Here is a 15777-nt window from a genome sequence, read left to right on the forward strand (position 1 = left end):
TTAAGTGTAAAGGCACCCTAGGGTTCGCGGCGAAGCTGCTGGCTCGGCGGCTGGCGTGAATCGCCTTGTGAGCGAAGCGAACCAGGCGAGAGGGTCTGCAGCAAGCGCGAACCCTAGGGTGCCTAGAAAAGGACTTAGATACTAAGTCGCTTTAGACGCGAGGCTTTTCCTGCATCTCCCAGGTTTCAATGACATCGCCTTCCTTGATGTCGTTGAAGGAGCCCAGGCCGATACCACACTCGTAGCCTTCGCGGACTTCGGTGGCGTCGTCCTTGAAGCGGCGCAGGGATTCGATGGTGAGGTTGTCAGCAACAACGGCACCGTCGCGAACCAGGCGGGCCTTGGAGTTGCGCTTGATGAGGCCGGACTTGACGATGGAGCCTGCGATGTTGCCCCACTTGGAGGAGCGGAAGACTTCGCGGATTTCGGCAGAACCGAGTTCGACTTCTTCGTATTCGGGCTTGAGCATACCCTTGACGGCAGCTTCGACCTCTTCGATAGCGCGGTAGATGACGGAGTAGAACTTCATTTCTACGCCCTCGCGTTCGGCCAGTTCTGCCACGCGCTCGGCGGGGCGGACGTTGAAGCCGATGATGATTGCGTTATCGACGGTTGCCAGGTTGACGTCGTTCTGGGTGATTGCACCGACGCCGCGGTGGATGACGCGCAGCTGGACTTCGTCGCCGCCAACCTCGATCTTCATGAGGGATTCTTCCAGGGCTTCAACAGCACCGGAGACGTCGCCCTTGATGATCAGGTTGAGGGTGTCCATCTTGCCTTCGGCAACGGCTGCGTCGAAGGATTCGAGGGTGACGCGCTTGCGACGCTTGGCCAGCTGGGCGTTGCGGTCGGCTGCTTCACGCTTTTCAGCGATCTGGCGGGCGGTGCGCTCTTCTTCGGTGGCGAGGAAGGTGTCACCTGCGCGGGGCACGGTGTTGAGGCCGAGCACCTGGACGGGGCGGGAGGGGCCGGCTTCTTCAACATTGTTGCCGTTTTCGTCGAACATGGCGCGGACGCGGCCGTAGGCGGAGCCTGCGACGATGGAGTCACCGACGCGGAGGGTACCGGACTGGACCAGGACGGTTGTGACGGCACCGCGTCCCTTGTCGAGGTTGGCTTCGATGGCGACGCCGCGGGCTTCCTTGTTGGGGTTGGCCTTGAGTTCCAGGGCGCCGTCGGCGGTCAGGGTGACGGCTGCGAGCAGTTCGTCGATGTTCTTACCCTGGCGGGCTGAGACGTCGATGAACATGGTGTCGCCGCCGTATTCTTCGGGGACCAGGCCGTATTCGGTGAGCTGACCGCGGATCTTGTCGGGGTTAGCGCCTTCCTTATCGATCTTGTTGACGGCAACAACGATCGGTACGCCTGCGGCCTGGGCGTGGTTGAGGGCTTCAACGGTCTGGGGCATAACGCCGTCGTCCGCTGCAACAACGAGGATGGCGATGTCGGTGACCTTAGCACCACGGGCACGCATGGCGGTGAAGGCCTCGTGACCGGGGGTGTCGATGAAGGTCAGGTAGCGCTCTTCGCCCTCGACCTCGGTGTGGATCTGGTAAGCACCGATGTGCTGGGTAATGCCGCCAGCTTCACCGTCGATGACGTTGGTGTTGCGGATGGCGTCCAGCAGGCGGGTCTTACCGTGGTCGACGTGACCCATGACGGTGACGACGGGCGGGCGAACTTCGAGGACCTCGTCGTCTTCAGCTTCTGCTTCGGCGGTGAGGTTGATGTCGAAGGATTCGAGCAGTTCGCGCTCTTCGTCCTCGGGGGAAACGATCTTGACGACGTAGCCCAGTTCGGCACCGAGCAGCTCGAAGGTTTCCTCGTCGAGGGACTGGGTCTGGGTTGCCATTTCACCCAGGTGAATGAGAACAGTCACCAGGGCTGCGGCGTTTGCGCCAATTTTTTCGGCGAAGTCCATGAGGGAGGCGCCGCGACGCATACGAATCTCGGTGGTACCGTCGCCGTGGGGTACGGCTACGCCACCGATGGTAGGCTGACGCAGCTGCTCTTCACGACGCAGGGCTGACTTGGTCTTGCCCTTCTTCTTTTTGCCGCCACCGCGCCCGAAGGCGCCCTGGGCGTTGCCACGACCGCCGCCGGGGCCACCGCGTCCGGGGCCACGGTTGAAGCCGCCGCCGTTACCGCCGCCGGGGCCACCAGCGCCGCCACGACGGGGGCCGCCGCCACCGTTACCGGCGGGGGCACCGACGTTGCCGCTCATCTTGGTGGGCATCATGTTGGGTGAGGGGCGGTTGCCGCCACCTGCGGGGCGGGGGGCGCCTGCGCCTGCACCTGCGGGGCGGGGGGCGTTGTTACGGCCACCGGCAGGACGGGGGCCGCCAGCGCCTGCACCTGCGGGGCGGGGGGCGTTGTTACGGCCGCCAGCGGGACGGGGGCCACCTGAACGGCTGCCTTCACCGCGTTCGGGACGCTCAGAACGCTTGCCCATGCCCTGGGAGGGGGCGAAGGGGTTGTTGCCGGGGCGGGGGCCGGGCTTAGCGCCGGGCTTAGCCGCTGCGGGCTTGGGGGCTGCAGGCTTGGGGGCAGCGGGCTTGGGCGCGGCCATGCCCTGGGTGCTGGAGAAGGGGTTGTTGCCGGGGCGGGGACCTGCGGGCTTTGATGCCTCGGTCTTTTCAGCGGCGGGGCCGGGCTTGACCGCAGCGGGCTTGACCGCAGCGGGCTTGGGGGCAGCTTCTTCGGCCTTGGGGGCTGCAGTCTTGGGGGTCGCGGGCTTAGCGTCTGCAGGCTTGGGGGCCGCGGCCTTGGGGGTTGCGGGAGCTGCGGGGGTTGCCGGCTTGGCTTCAGCGGCAGGTGCTTCTGCAGCTGCGGCCTGGGGGAAGGCGGCGCGGAGTTTCTTAACTACCGGGGGTTCAAGGGTTGATGAGGCACCCTTGACGAATTCGCCGAGTTCTTGCAGTTTGGCTACTGCTTCTTTAGAGGGGATTCCGAGTTCTTTTGCGATCTCGTGAACGCGGGGCTTAGCCACTTTTCTCCTGTTCTGGTTCGCACCAGAACGGGGCGAACCTTCAGTTTGTATGAGGGGTTAGCTTCAATGAAGCTAGTTTTTTGCCGGTGGGTGAGCACAGGTAAGCACTCATTGCGCGGCACTCATTGGTTTTCCATCAGTTTTCTGACTCGCTTTCTTACAAGTTAAGTCGTCAAACTCGTTGACTTGTTGGTTCGCCTGCTCGGTATTGTGAGCGTTGAACCGGGCCACGGCCTTATGCTGTGATCACCAGTTCAGAGGCATCTACCCTGGCTTTGAAGGCGCGGGCTAAGGCATTCTTTTTGAGTGCTTTTGCCAGGCAGGCCTCGGTGGGGTGGAGCCAGGCTCCACGGCCGGGTAGGGTTTTGGCCGCATCGAAGACAGCACGCTGGGGTGGTGTTCCGGTGAGGGCAATTCTGATGAGGTCAGTTTGAGGTGCGGTGGTGCGACAGCCTATGCAGGTGCGGACGGGGGTGGGCAGGATTCTGCTCCCTTCTGTCTGTGGGCGTACGCTGGCGCGGGCCGGGCAGGTGCTCGGCTCTAGACCGCTGTTCTTTTACCTCTATAGACCAGTTTAGCCCCCTTACGGGGGCTAACGGTAACTATGTTAGTCAGCTCTCTTATTCAGAGTCGGTGTCGGCGGCTGCGGTGGCTGCTTCTTCAGCGGCTGCCAGGGCTGCCTTGTACTTTGATTCAGAGATGATATCGATTCGCCAGCCGGTGAGCTTGGCGGCCAGGCGGGCGTTCTGGCCCTCCTTGCCGATGGCCAGGGAGAGCTGGTCGTCGGGCACGATAGCGCGGGCTGAGTAGGTCTTGCGGTCGATCACGGTTACTTCGCGGACCTTAGCCGGTGAGAGGGCTGCGGTGATGAAGTCTTCGGGGGCCTCTGAGTGGTCGACGATGTCGATCTTCTCATTGTTGAGTTCGCCCATGACGGCGCGGACGCGGGAGCCCATTTCACCGATGCAGGAGCCCTTGGGATTAATCCCGGGCTTGGTGGCTCGAACAGCGATCTTGGTGCGGTGGCCTGCTTCACGGGCAACTGCCATGATTTCAACGGAGCCATCTGCGATTTCGGGGACCTCGTGCTCAAAGAGGCGACGCACCAGGTTGGGGTGGGAGCGGGAGAGCACGATGGAGGGACCCTTGGGGCCGCGGCGGGCTTCGAGGACGTAGGCGCGGATACGGGTGTTGTGAGTGTATCGTTCGCCGGGGACCTGCTCAGCGGTCGGCAGGACGGCCTCGAGGGTGCCCAGGTCCACATGGATCATGCGGGGGTTGGGGCCCTGCTGGATGACGCCGGAGATCAGCTGGCCTTCGCGGTCCTTGAATTCGCCGAGAACAGCGGAGTCTTGGGCGTCGCGCAGGCGCTGCTGGATGACCTGGCGGGCGGTGGAGGCGGCGATACGGCCGAAGTTGTTGGGGGTGTCGTCAAATTCGCCGATGACTTCGTCATTCTCATCGAGTTCAGGGGCGAAGATGGCGACCTTGCCGGTGGTGCGGTCGAGTTCTGCGCGGGCGCCACGGATTGCACCGGGCTGCTTCTGGTAGGCCAGCAGGATCGCGCTTTCGATCATCGGGATCAGGGTGTCGATCGAGATGTCGCGCTCTTTTTCGAGCAGGCGAAGGTTGCCCAAATCAATGTCCATGGTGGCCCCTTTTCGTGTAGTACGGTGCCGGGGTCTCGGGTACCCCGGCACCGTAGCGGTGTATGTGTGCGCCCCGGTGGGGGGCGCTGCTTATCGCGCTGATAAGTTTTGTCTGCTTCTTATTCTAGCGAGTTGTTGCTAGCGGTTGAATTCAATTTCCACCTTAGCGGAAGAAATTGTGCCCCAGGGGAGGGTTACGGGGTCGCGGTAGCTTTCAGGCTGGCCTTTTTTGGTTTCTTTTTTCCGGCGGACGACGGGGCCGTCCTCGGTGACGAAGTCGAGGCGGGCCAGGTACTGTTCACCGCCTGTTTCGGTGATGTCGATGAGGCGGTCGATGGAGCGTTTCCAGTGGCGGGGTTCGGTGAGGGGGCTGGTGACACCGCGGGATGAGACTTCAAGCATGTAAGGAACATCGCCGTCGTCGGCGGCGTCCAGGGCGGTGGAGAGGGCCTGGGAGACTTCGGCGATGGTGTCCAGGGAGAGGGCGTCGGTGCGGTCTTCGGGGTAGTCCAGGACGATTTCTAGGGTGCGGTTGGCGCCGCTTCCCTTGGCGGTGAGTTTTTCGAGGACGAGGCCGAATTCGGCGATCACGATTTTTTCGATGGTCTCGCGTACCGCTTCCACGCTGACCTGGGAGCCTGCAACGGTCTTCTGGGTGATGCCTTCAGCGGCGCGGGCGGCAGCCCTGCGTTCGCGGGAGTTGGGGGCGGATTTTTTGGCGGCTTTGGGTGAGGCCATGGGGGGGCTCTTTCTGTGGTGGTCTGCTGGTCTTGAATCGTCTCTACCCTACCACCGGCGGGTGCGGGGCTGGGCTGGTTTGTGGGCAAGGCCAAGGTCAGGACGCGATGGGCTCGGCTGGGAGGGCCGGATAGGGCAGAATTGGAGGGATACGTTTTTTATGCCTGAAAGGTACTGTATGGCTGCCTCCCGTCCCCGTCCTCTGCTGGTGATTTTGGGTTCTGTGTTGGTTCTTTCCCTGTGTTTTGCGGTGGGTTTGGGCTTGTATGCAGATCAGAGGCAGAAGCAGGTACAGAGTGAGTTGGAGCCCTACCGGGCTGTTGCGGCCCAGATTCTTGCGGCCCAGCAGGCGGCCGGTGGTAGCCCGGCGGTAGCCCAGGCTGCTGATGATGCCCTGCAGGCTTTGGCCCCGGCGGCCCGCTCGGTGGAGGTGACCCCCAAGGGATCAGTTGCTGAGCAGCTTGAGTCCAGTGTAGGGTCCCTCCTGCAGATGGCTGTCCACCAGGCGGACGACGACCTGCGCTCCCAGGCCTTCTTTGGGGCGGTGAAGCTGTGGTCAGCTGCCCAGACAGATGGCCTCATTGATACCGCCTACCCCGCTGAACTGGAGAAGCTGCAGCAGGCCCAGGACGCCACCTGCCCGGCACCTGCTGAGGGCGCTCAGCAGGCCGGGGCGGGCCCGTCCTCCCCCAGCCTGGATTACCTCCAAGCGGCCCTACACGAGCTGGCCTACAGTTCCCAAGTCTATGCCGCCCGCTCCGGCCAGGGCTACGGCGATGTCGCAGCCCGGGCGGGTGAACTAGCTGAGGCAGCCTCTTCTTCCCTGACGGCCCTCACCCCCGCCCTCGTCTGTGCCGACCGTCTGGCTGAAGCCGAGGCGTCCTACCCGGTGGCCACCCCCGACCAGGCAGCCGCTGAGCTGGACCGGCTGGTGCTCGCCGTCCACACCAATGCCTTAGCGGCCCTCACCGATCCCATCCTGGCTGATGCCCCCGAATCCCTTGACCTTGCCGTAGCAGCGGTCGCCCTCGACCCGTCCTACCTGCCAGCCAACTAGGCCCAAGAAAGACTAAGGGCCCTGCCCCCACAATCAGGGGGCAGGGCCCTTGGCATGAACCGTACCGGGGGCTACAGGGTTGAGCCCTTGACCTCAGCTACCAGCTCAGCGACGGCGTCCTCTACGGCAACCTCGCGGGCAGCACCGCTGCGGCGGTCCTTAATCTCAACCAGGCCGTTGGCAAAGCCGCGACCCACCACCACGATGGTGGGCACACCCAGCAGCTCGGCGTCACCAAACTTCACACCGGGAGATACCTTGGGGCGGTCGTCAAACATGACGTCCAGCCCGGCAGCTTCCAGGTCAGCCACCAGCTTCTCAGCACCTTCAGCGACCTCGTCGCCCTTGCCGGTCATCACCACGTGGACGTCGGCCGGGGCCAGGTTGCGGGGCCAGATCAGGCCCTTGTCGTCGTGGTTGCCCTCAGCAATAGCTGCCATAGCGCGGGTAACACCAATACCGTAGGAGCCCATGGTGACGGTCTGCAGCTTGCCGTTCTGGTCCAGCACCTTCAGGCCCAGGGCCTCGGCGTACTTGCGGCCCAGGGCGAAGATGTGGCCCATTTCGATACCACGGGCAGCGATCAGGGGGCCGGAACCGTCCGGGGCCGGGTCGCCTTCACGCACCTCGCAGGCTTCAATGACGCCGTCGGCCTCGAAGTCGCGGCCCAGCACCAAGTTGTATACGTGCTTCTGGTCCTCGTTAGCGCCGGTAATCCAGGCAGAACCGGTAACGACGCGGGGGTCAACAAAGTAGGGTATGCCGGTGGCTGACTCGGCGCCCAGGAGCTTCTCGTCCAGGGTCAGGCCGGGGCCGATGTAGCCCTTGACCAGCTGCGGGAACTTCTTGAAGTCCTCCTCGCTGGCAGCCTCAACCTCAACCTCGCCGCCAACACCCAGCAGGGCGCCAACATTGACCTCAACGCGGCCCAAATCAACAGCGCGGTCGCCGGGTACACCGATAGCAACCAGCTGGCGGGTGCCGTCGGGAAGGATCACGGCCAGCACCACGTTCTTGAGGGTGTCAGCTGCGGTCCAGGGCTGGCCCTCGCGCGGGTGCAGGGCATTGGACTGGTCAACCAGGGTTTCGATGGTCGGTGAGTCGGGGGTCAGCTCAACACTGGCAGCCGGGGTGTTGCTGGCGTCCACAGGCTCAGGCACCACGGTGGTCACGGCCTCAACGTTGGCTGCGTAACCGCCCTCGGAGCGGACGAAGGTGTCCTCGCCCACCGGGGTGGGGTGCAGGAATTCTTCAGATCGGGAGCCGCCCATAGCACCTGACTGGGCCTGAACGATCGCAATTTCAAGGCCGAGACGCTCAAAGATCTTGATGTAGGCGGCACGGTGGGCCTGGTAGGCCTCTTCCAGGCCCTCGTCGTCAACGTTGAAGGAGTAGGAGTCCTTCATGATGAACTCGCGGCCACGCAGCAGGCCGGCGCGGGGGCGGGCCTCGTCACGGTACTTGGTCTGGATCTGGTAGAGGTAGACCGGCAGGTCCTTGTAGGAGGTGTAGAGGTCCTTCACCAGGAGGGTAAACATTTCCTCGTGGGTGGGGGCCAGTAGCATGTCGGCGCCCTTGCGGTCCTTGAGTCGGAAGAGGTTGTCGCCGTATTCGTTCCAGCGGTTCGTGGCTTCGTAGGGTTCGCGGGGCAGCAGGGCCGGGAAGTGAACTTCCTGGGCACCAATGGCATTCATTTCTTCGCGAACAATGTTCTCGATCTTGCCCAGGACCTTGAGGCCCAGGGGCAACCAGGTGTAGACGCCGGGGGCTGCACGGCGAATGTAGCCTGCACGCACCAATAGTTTGTGGCTGGCGACTTCGGCGTCAACGGGGTCTTCGCGCAGGGTGCGCAGGAACAGGGTAGATAGACGCTGAACCAAGGGGGTTTCTCGCTTCTTTTGTGGTGAGGACGGGCCCGCCCGCCGCTGGTGCGTACAGGTGGGCATACTTATAGACCAGTTTAGCGCCTATTTCTCCCACCCGGTGGGCGCTGGCTGGCCGGTGGGTGGGCGATTAAAACAACAGGGCCGCCCCGGTTGAGTGGGCCGGGGCGGCCAGGCTGTTGGTTGAGGTCTTTTAATGCTGGGGTAGCACCTGGTTTTGCCGGTAGGTGCGCATGGAGCAGGCGTCGCCATCTTCGCTGGTGATACCACGGGTGTAGAAGGTTTCGTCGATACCAAAGTCACCGGGGGAACTCATGAGGGTGGCCCCGCGTTCGAGGACCCCCCAGCGGGTGCTCATCAGGCAGCTCAGGGGGTTGTTCTCTGAGAAGATCGCCTGGATACGGACGTCGCCGGTGGTCTCGTTCACGGGGTATTCGTTGGAGGTGGCGATTAGGCCGTATTTGGCGGGAGATTCCATGTAGAGGCCCAAGGCGTCGGTGTTGACGACGATGGCCTTGGGCTGGCCCAGGGTGTATATGGCTGAGACATTATTGCCGAAGTCCTGGGCAATGCTGTTGTAGGTTGCCCAGTAGGGGCGGCTATCGACGTCAGGTTCAGGGGCAATGATGCCGTGGGCGACGGCGTCCTGGCGGGCAGCTTCCATCTTCTCTTCTGCGTCCCCGATGTTGGCGATGGTGCGGGAGGTACTGGCCTGGAGGTGGGCGTCCCGGGGGAAGCAGGCCCCGGTGGCCTCCCGTTCGGCCTGCCAGGTGAGGGCAGCGTCCGAGCGGAGGTTAATGTAGGTGCCGGGCTGGGTCTCAGGATCGAGGATAATCAGCCAGCGGGTACGGCCGTTGTGGGTGGTGATGGCCTGGCCACAGAAGCTGTGGGGGAAGGGTTCTGATTCAGCGTTGCCGAACTTCATGGCGCCACCGGCTTCGATGAAAGCGGCACCGAGGTCACCGGGGATCACCTGGATACCTCCGTACCGGCCAAAGGTGACTACTGCCTTGCTAAAGACCTGTTCAGCGGCCCCGTTATCGTACTTGACGTAGTTGGTGACGGGTTCGCCCAGTTCGTCCTTGTGGTCTTGCCAGTAGGAACCGATGGGGTTGCTGACCTCTACGGTCGGCTCGCCTGCGGCGGGCTGGGTGGTGGTTGCTCCGGCTGGAGTCAGGCCCAGGAGCAGACAGGCGATAGCTGCCAGCTTGAGGGGAGCGCTCAGGCGTTTCATAAGGTCCTTTGCGTAAGGTCTGTGATTGTGATTGTGGTGGGACAATCCTACAGGGACTGAGCCCTAAATAAGCAGGTGCCCCCCACCACAGGATGAGTGGTGGGGGGCACCTTCTTTGGTGTCTTAGATACCAAGTCCCTTGTACCAGGCGAGCTTGGCCTGGCCGAGTTCGTTGAGTTCAGCGTTCATGTAGGGGGTTCCCTTGGTCCAGACCAGGGTTCCGCCTTCAAAGGCCTGGGTGACGATGGTGGTGCCGTTGGCGGTGGATTCGGTGGCTGCCGCTACCGGGGCTCCCAGCATGGTCATTTCGCTCCAGATGTTCCAGTTACCACCGGTGGCCCAGTCGTTGTAGGAGGAGAAGCGGCCCCGGTCTGCCAGGTTCAGGGCCTGGGTCAGGGCGGAGGACTCGACGGGCTTGGCCCCGGCCAGGGGCTTGCCTGCCTCGTCGGCCTTGATGTAGACCACCTTGTTGGCGTCAACGCGCAGTTCAAGAACCTGCTGCAGGGGGATGAACTTGGCGCTGGCCCAGTCGTAGGAGGCGTCAATCTCGGTGCCCTGGGGGGTGCGGTCCAGCATCCCTTCAGCCCAGGAGACGGGGGAGGCGGTGACCTGGCTTTCGTAGTTGATGCAGGTTCCGAAGTCGTCGAACTGGACGTAGTACTGGGACATGACGGCCTTGCCGTCGGCAGTTGCGTAGAGGGCGTAGCCGTGGTCGTCCCAGGTTTCGGGGGTGGAGCACTGGGTAGCTGCGGTGTTGTAGAAGAGGGCCCGCAGTTCGGTTGCACCGGTAGCCCGGTTCTCAACGAACTCGTTCATGTAGAGGTAGGAGCCGTAGGCGGCAGGCTTGGTCAGGTAGACCTTGAGGGCGTTGGTGTTGACCAGAAGCGCACGGTCCTGGGCCTTGTTGTAGAGGCCTGAGACGTTGTTGCCGAAGTCCTGGGCGACGAGGTCTTCGGTGACCTCGCGGGGGGCCTGGCCCTGCTCCGCAACAGAGATACCGTTGGCTACGGCGATGGCGCGGGCGTCGGCAATCTTGTTGGCTGCGGCAGTGATGTGGGCGGGGGTCTGCTCGCCAGGGGTGGTGCCGTCACGCAGTACAGGGGTGACGGGCTGCTCTTCAACGGGAGCGATGTCTTCAAGCTGGGCGTTGTTGGCGAAGCAGGAGCGGGTCTTGGAACGCTCGGCCTGCCACTTCTTGCCCTCTGCTGACCGCAGGTCAATGTAAGAACCGGCCTGGGTCTTCTCGTCGAGGACGACCAGCCAGCGGGTCTTGGAGTCGTGGGTGGTCAGTGACAGACCGCAGTAGCCGTGCTTCCAGGGGGCTGATTCGGCGTTACCGAACTTCTCAGCACCGCCAGCCTTGAGGAAGGTTTCAGCGGCCTTGCCGGTGATAGCCTGGGCCCCGCCCCACTTGCCTGAGGTGACGACGCCACTTTCGAAGACCTGCTGCTTTGAGCCGTTGGCGAAGGTCTGCTCTGCACCCTTGGGTGCGCCAAGAACGTCCTTGTTCTGCTCCCAGTAGGCGCCGATGGGTGATGAGGTATCAACGGGGGCGACGTCCTGGGCGAGGGCGGCAGGGGCGCCTGCCATAGAAAGACCGACGAGGGTGGTAACTCCAAGAGGTGTGCGAAGGCTCTTCAAAATATTCCCTAATGTTTGATGGTTCTGTCTGACTGCCGGATGAGTGCGTGCTACCGGGCTTGTGGTGAACAGAGTTAAAAGTGTGCCCCTTTAAGCTATCAGTAATAACTAACCGGTCGCGCCACCTATTAGGGGGACATTTAACCCCACAAAATACCAGTTTAGGGGACAAAATTTGAGTTGCTTCGCCGTCCTTACAGGAGGATGGTGGCGAAGGTTCCAACCTGCTGCCACCCGGTCGCTGCGTAGAGGGCGCGGGCTGGGGCGTTGTAGTCGTTGACGTAGAGGGTGAGGTGGGGGAAGCGTTGCCTGATGAGCTGGCAGGCCTGGGCCAGCAGGACCGGGGCGAGTTTCTGCCCCCGGTAGGCGGGGTGGAGCCAGACCCCTTGGAGCTGGCAGATTGTTTCGTGGGCTAGTCCGATGTCGGTTTTGAAAATAACGATGTTTTCGGCGTTGACGGCCACGACGGTGCGTCCGGTGCGGGTGAGCTCGTCGATGCGGCGGGAGTAACCTGCCGGGTCGCGGGTCATGGGGTCGTAGCCGACTTCTTCAGTGAACATGGCGACGGAGGCCCGCATGAGGCTGGGCCGGTCGTCAGTGCGGGCCCAGCGCACCGGTTCGAGGATGGGTGGGGCCCCGTGTCCGGGGCGCTCCAGGGGGGCGGACGCGAGCGTCCCCAGGTCTACGTGGGCTGGTAGTTCGAGGAGGGGCTGGGTATCGCGGACGTCGAAGGCCGGGGTGAGGCGCGGGGCGAGGTACTCCCAGAGGCCCAGGACGGGGTCTTGGTGGCCGAAGATGGAACCGATTCGGCGGTTGTGTTTGCGGATGTAGGCTGCGACCTGCCGGTAGTAGGCTGCTGGCAGGCTGATGGGTACGCAGTTGGCTCCGAGCCAGAAGGCCCCGACGAGGGTGTATCGGGTATCTGCCCTGCGGTGGTGTGGTGAGCTGGTGAGGGTTTCTGGCATGCCGGGGAGGGCTGGTTCAGCGAAGTGAGCTCCTGCGGGTTTGCCGGTGAGGGCGCTGGTTTTGGTGAGGAGGGTATCTACGGTGCTCCGAATTTTTGAGGGAAGCTGTTCCCTAAGCGACGGCGGGGCGGGGCTTTCTTGGCCCTTCTCCCCTACCGGGTGGGTTCCTGCTGGGGCGAAAATACCCATGAACCCGTGGGGGGATTTGATTCCTGCGAGGGTGCTGGTGGCAGGTAGGCCGAAGTGGTGGAGGTGCTCGGCGGCATAGAGTAAGCCCACCGGGTCTGCGCTGATCATGGTTTCTAGCTCGGCCCGGTCGTCAAGGGTGAGGGGGCGGATCAGGGCGTCTTCTGCCCCGCGAGTGAAACGGTTGAGCACGGACACGGTGGGCTTTCTGGTGGTGGTTTAGCCTGCGACGGTGACGGTGGGTTCACCGGAGAGGTCGATTTCGCCGCGTTCTTCCATTTCGCGGGCGATACGGTTGGCCTCTTCAATCAGGGTCTGCACGATGTCTTCTTCGGGTACGGTCTTGATGACTTCGCCCTTGACGAAGATTTGGCCCTTGCCGTTGCCGGAGGCGACGCCGAGGTCAGCTTCGCGGGCTTCGCCGGGGCCGTTGACGACGCAGCCCATGACGGCTACGCGCAGGGGCACCTTCATGCCTTCCAGGCCCTTGGTGACGTTTTCAGCAAGTTCCCACACGTTGACCTGGGCGCGGCCACAGGAGGGGCAGGAGACGATGTCGAGCTTGCGGGGGCGCAGGTTCAGGGATTCAAGAATCTGGGAGCCGACCTTGACCTCTTCAACCGGGGGTGCAGACAGGGAGACACGGATGGTGTCGCCGATGCCTTCTGAGAGTAGGGCACCGAAGGCGGTAGCTGACTTGATGGTGCCCTGGAAGGCGGGGCCAGCTTCGGTGACGCCCAGGTGCAGGGGCCAGTCACCGGCTGCAGCGAGCTGGCGGTAGGCTTCAACCATAATGACGGGGTCGTTGTGCTTGACTGAGATTTTGAAGTCCTGGAAGCCGTGTTCTTCGAAGAGGGATGCCTCCCATACCGCTGATTCGACGAGGGCTTCAGGGGTGGCCTTACCGTACTTTTCCAGAAGGCGCTTGTCGAGCGAACCGGCGTTCACACCGATGCGGATGGAGGTGCCGTGGTCCTTAGCGGCGGCTGCGATTTCCTTGACCTGGTCGTCGAATTTGCGGATGTTGCCGGGGTTGACGCGCACGGCACCGCAGCCTGCCTCGATGGCGGCGAAGACGTATTTGGGCTGGAAGTGGATGTCGGCGATGACGGGAATCTGGGACTGTTTGGCGATGATGGGGAGGGCTTCTGCGTCCTTGTCGGTGGGGCAGGCGACGCGCACAATGTCACAGCCGGCGGCCGTCAGCTCGGCGATCTGCTGCAGGGTCGCGCCAATGTCGTGGGTTTTGGTGGTGGTCATGGACTGCACCGAGATGGGTGATTCTGATCCGACGCCTACGCTACCGACCTTAAACTGGCGGGTTTTCCGACGCGGGGCCAGGACGGGCGGGGGTGCAGCGGGCATGCCGAGGGCTACCGAGGTCAAGACTTCCTCCAAAGGACAACATGTTTATTCAACTATCTATTGTGCCACGCTTCAGCCCAAAGCAAGCTTGAGGTAAAGCACACCGGGCGGGCAAGGAAAGCAGGATTGATGCTTTGGTCTGCCCCCAAGGTGTGTCATATGTTTTAGCGACTCCTCTTGATTTCTACCTTTCTACTGCAATAAAGTCGCGTATACGGATCCCCTCTCCCGTACGTGGAGAATTAGGGGATCTAGCTGTTTAAGGGATGAAGGCGGGGTTACCTTTCAGGACGTCTGTGAGCGAGTTTATTGGTTGGGGCGCGACATGCGCCCCTTCGCCGACAACCGCTCTTGCTCCTCGCCTGGGGGCTCGCTGTCTATTGACGCCAGCCTCGCAGGCTCGGCTGATTCTCGAGGGTTTCTTTTTCGCTACGCGGAAACCCACGCTCATCCGATCCAGTCGGCTTTCAGGGGCGCAATGCTCGCGCCCAGCGCGAGCTCAAGAAGGTCAGTCGGCTAGAGGACGCGTCCGTCCTGGTTTTATAAGACGCTGACCGGCTTGAAGATGTCGGCGGCTACCAGGATGATGGTCATGAGCAGGAAGGCGCCAGCGACCAGGTAGGTCAGGGGCAGGAGCTTGACGGGGTCGAAGGGGCCGGGGTCGGGCCGTCCGAGTAGCTTGGCGGTCTTGCGGCGGAAGCCCTCCCAGAGAGCACCCAGCACATGCCCGCCATCAAGAGGCAGCAGGGGAATCAGGTTGAAGGCAAAAAGCATGAGGTTCATCTGGGCGACCAGGGACACCAGGGTAGCGGCCTTGTCGCGCAGAATAATTTGGTCATGGGCGGCGATTTCACCGGCGATTCGGCCCACACCCACCACAGACACCGGGCTGTTAACGTCCCTCTCCCCGTTGGTGATCAGGGTTTCAGCGACCCCGTAGACCCGCACCGGTAGTTTCACCAGCGTCGCCCCAATGCGTTCGAGGGACTGGCCCACCGTCGGCAGAACATCTCCTACTGTCCCCGGGGTCAGTTCGGTGGTGGGGCTGATACCGATAAAGCCGACTTCCTGGGTCTGGTAGGAGCCGTCCTCGTTCTTAACATAGGTGCCGGTGAGTTCGTCGTAGACGGGGCGGACGGTCAGCATGGGGGTGATAGTGAGGTCAAGGTTCTGGCCGTTGCGTTCGACGGTCAGGGGGACTTCAGTGTCAGCGTTGGCCTTGATCAGGCTGGTGAGCTGGTCCCAGCCTGTGACGGTTTGCCCGGCGAAGGAGGTGATGGTGTCGCCCGGCTGCAGCCCGGCTAGGTTGGCCGGGGCCTGGGGGTCTTCTACCCCGCACTCGGTGGAGTTGGCGGTGTCAGCGTTGGTGGCGTCCACCACCTGCACGCACTGGGAGACGGTTTGGACGCTGGCTGTTGGCTGGTAGGTGCCAAAGCCCAGCAGGAGCACGGCGGTAGCTACCACGCCGATGAGCAGGTTCATGACCGGGCCGCCCAACATAATAATGATGCGCTTATAGACCGGCAGCTGGTAGAAGAGCCTGCCCTGGTCGGCGTCAGTGATACGTTCGGCGTCTGCGGCCCGGGCCTCCCGCGCCAGCTGCTGCAGGGGGCTGGTTCCTCCGACGCGGCCGTCCTCCCCCTCCTTGCCGGGCGGGTACATGCCAATCATGGAGATATAGCCGCCCAGGGGCAGGGCCTTGAAGCCGTATTCGGTTTCGCCGCGACGCCAGGAGAAGAGGGTCTTGCCGAAGCCGATCATGTACTGGGGTACGCGCACCCCAAACAGTTTGGCAGGCACCAGGTGCCCCAGCTCGTGCAGGGCGATCGAGAAGGCGATGGCGAGCGCCATGAAAGCAACACCGAGAATGAAAAGTAGGACGGTCACGAGGCTGGTTTCCCCTTGGTTTGGTCTGGTTTCCCCCGTGGTGGGTGGGGGTAGGACGGTCTTATGCCAGGGTACGCCAAGAACCTGGGGCCTTGCTGGGCTTTGGGGTGCTTCGAACCCTTACTTTTGGGTCAGGTTGGCCCTAACGTCATAGTTGCGTCATGTAGGAAGTTTTTTCTTCCG

Annotated in this window: 11 protein-coding genes; 1 reads left to right on the forward strand and 10 read right to left on the reverse strand. The window is 62.7% G+C overall.

Annotated elements, in window-relative coordinates; genetic code table 11:
* Positions 1 to 151: 151 nt before the first annotated feature.
* The 4 genes from infB to rimP all read right to left on the reverse strand — a co-directional run bounded on the left by infB (position 152) and on the right by rimP (position 5376).
* The gene (infB, locus tag L7A15_RS04990) at positions 152 to 2989 is read right to left on the reverse strand and encodes a translation initiation factor IF-2 (RefSeq protein WP_237212327.1); all 2838 of its coding nucleotides are present in this window, start codon (positions 2987 to 2989) and stop codon (positions 152 to 154) included.
* A gap of 235 nt (positions 2990 to 3224) precedes the next feature.
* On the reverse strand, positions 3225 to 3473 hold the full coding sequence (locus tag L7A15_RS04995; RefSeq protein ID WP_336603509.1) for a YlxR family protein: 249 nt from the start codon (positions 3471 to 3473) through the stop codon (positions 3225 to 3227).
* 136 nt (positions 3474 to 3609) lie between these two features.
* Positions 3610 to 4638: a transcription termination factor NusA gene (nusA, locus tag L7A15_RS05000; RefSeq protein ID WP_237212328.1), complete on the reverse strand. Its 1029-nt coding sequence runs from the start codon at positions 4636 to 4638 to the stop codon at positions 3610 to 3612.
* 138 nt (positions 4639 to 4776) lie between these two features.
* Entirely contained in the window at positions 4777 to 5376 is a 600-nt protein-coding gene (gene rimP, locus L7A15_RS05005; protein ID WP_237188553.1) for a ribosome maturation factor RimP, read from the reverse strand.
* 178 nt (positions 5377 to 5554) lie between these two features.
* On the opposite strand from rimP, the gene L7A15_RS05010 reads away from it, so the two are divergent.
* The gene (locus tag L7A15_RS05010) at positions 5555 to 6433 is read left to right on the forward strand and encodes a hypothetical protein (RefSeq protein WP_237188555.1); all 879 of its coding nucleotides are present in this window, start codon (positions 5555 to 5557) and stop codon (positions 6431 to 6433) included.
* Positions 6434 to 6504: 71 nt separating this feature from the next.
* Here the strand turns inward: L7A15_RS05010 and L7A15_RS05015 are convergent, their stop codons facing one another.
* The 6 genes from L7A15_RS05015 to L7A15_RS05040 form a co-directional block, all read right to left on the reverse strand.
* Positions 6505 to 8313 carry a proline--tRNA ligase gene (locus L7A15_RS05015; RefSeq protein WP_237188557.1) on the reverse strand — a complete coding sequence of 603 codons (1809 nt, stop codon included), beginning with the start codon at positions 8311 to 8313 and terminating at the stop codon, positions 6505 to 6507.
* A 196-nt stretch (positions 8314 to 8509) separates the two neighbouring features.
* Positions 8510 to 9550 (reverse strand): hypothetical protein, encoded by a 1041-nt coding sequence (locus tag L7A15_RS05020; RefSeq protein WP_237212329.1) that lies wholly within the window; start codon positions 9548 to 9550, stop codon positions 8510 to 8512.
* 123 nt (positions 9551 to 9673) lie between these two features.
* Positions 9674 to 11191, reverse strand: a complete 1518-nt coding sequence (locus tag L7A15_RS05025) for a hypothetical protein (protein WP_237212330.1) — start codon at positions 11189 to 11191, stop codon at positions 9674 to 9676.
* Between the two features lie 194 nt (positions 11192 to 11385).
* Positions 11386 to 12540: a DUF4081 domain-containing GNAT family N-acetyltransferase gene (locus L7A15_RS05030; protein WP_237188563.1), complete on the reverse strand. Its 1155-nt coding sequence runs from the start codon at positions 12538 to 12540 to the stop codon at positions 11386 to 11388.
* A 21-nt stretch (positions 12541 to 12561) separates the two neighbouring features.
* Complete coding sequence (gene ispG / locus L7A15_RS05035) at positions 12562 to 13728, reverse strand: flavodoxin-dependent (E)-4-hydroxy-3-methylbut-2-enyl-diphosphate synthase (protein WP_237188564.1); 1167 nt, start codon at positions 13726 to 13728, stop codon at positions 12562 to 12564.
* A gap of 519 nt (positions 13729 to 14247) precedes the next feature.
* Positions 14248 to 15558, reverse strand: coding sequence for a M50 family metallopeptidase (locus tag L7A15_RS05040; RefSeq protein WP_423816892.1), 1311 nt, complete (start codon positions 15556 to 15558; stop codon positions 14248 to 14250).
* Between the last annotated feature and the right edge of the window lie 219 nt (positions 15559 to 15777).

The sequence above is a fragment of the Rothia nasimurium genome (assembly GCF_928391935.1).
Lineage (GTDB): Bacteria > Actinomycetota > Actinomycetes > Actinomycetales > Micrococcaceae > Rothia > Rothia nasimurium_D.

Coding starts and splice junctions, on each gene's coding strand:
- nusA (WP_237212328.1), bottom strand. CDS start 4,638: ATGGACATTGATTTGGGCAACCTTCGCCTGCTCGAAAAAGAGCGCGAC.
- rimP (WP_237188553.1), bottom strand. CDS start 5,376: ATGGCCTCACCCAAAGCCGCCAAAAAATCCGCCCCCAACTCCCGCGAA.
- L7A15_RS05010 (WP_237188555.1), top strand. CDS start 5,555: ATGGCTGCCTCCCGTCCCCGTCCTCTGCTGGTGATTTTGGGTTCTGTG.
- L7A15_RS05020 (WP_237212329.1), bottom strand. CDS start 9,550: ATGAAACGCCTGAGCGCTCCCCTCAAGCTGGCAGCTATCGCCTGTCTG.
- L7A15_RS05040 (WP_423816892.1), bottom strand. CDS start 15,558: ATGGCGCTCGCCATCGCCTTCTCGATCGCCCTGCACGAGCTGGGGCAC.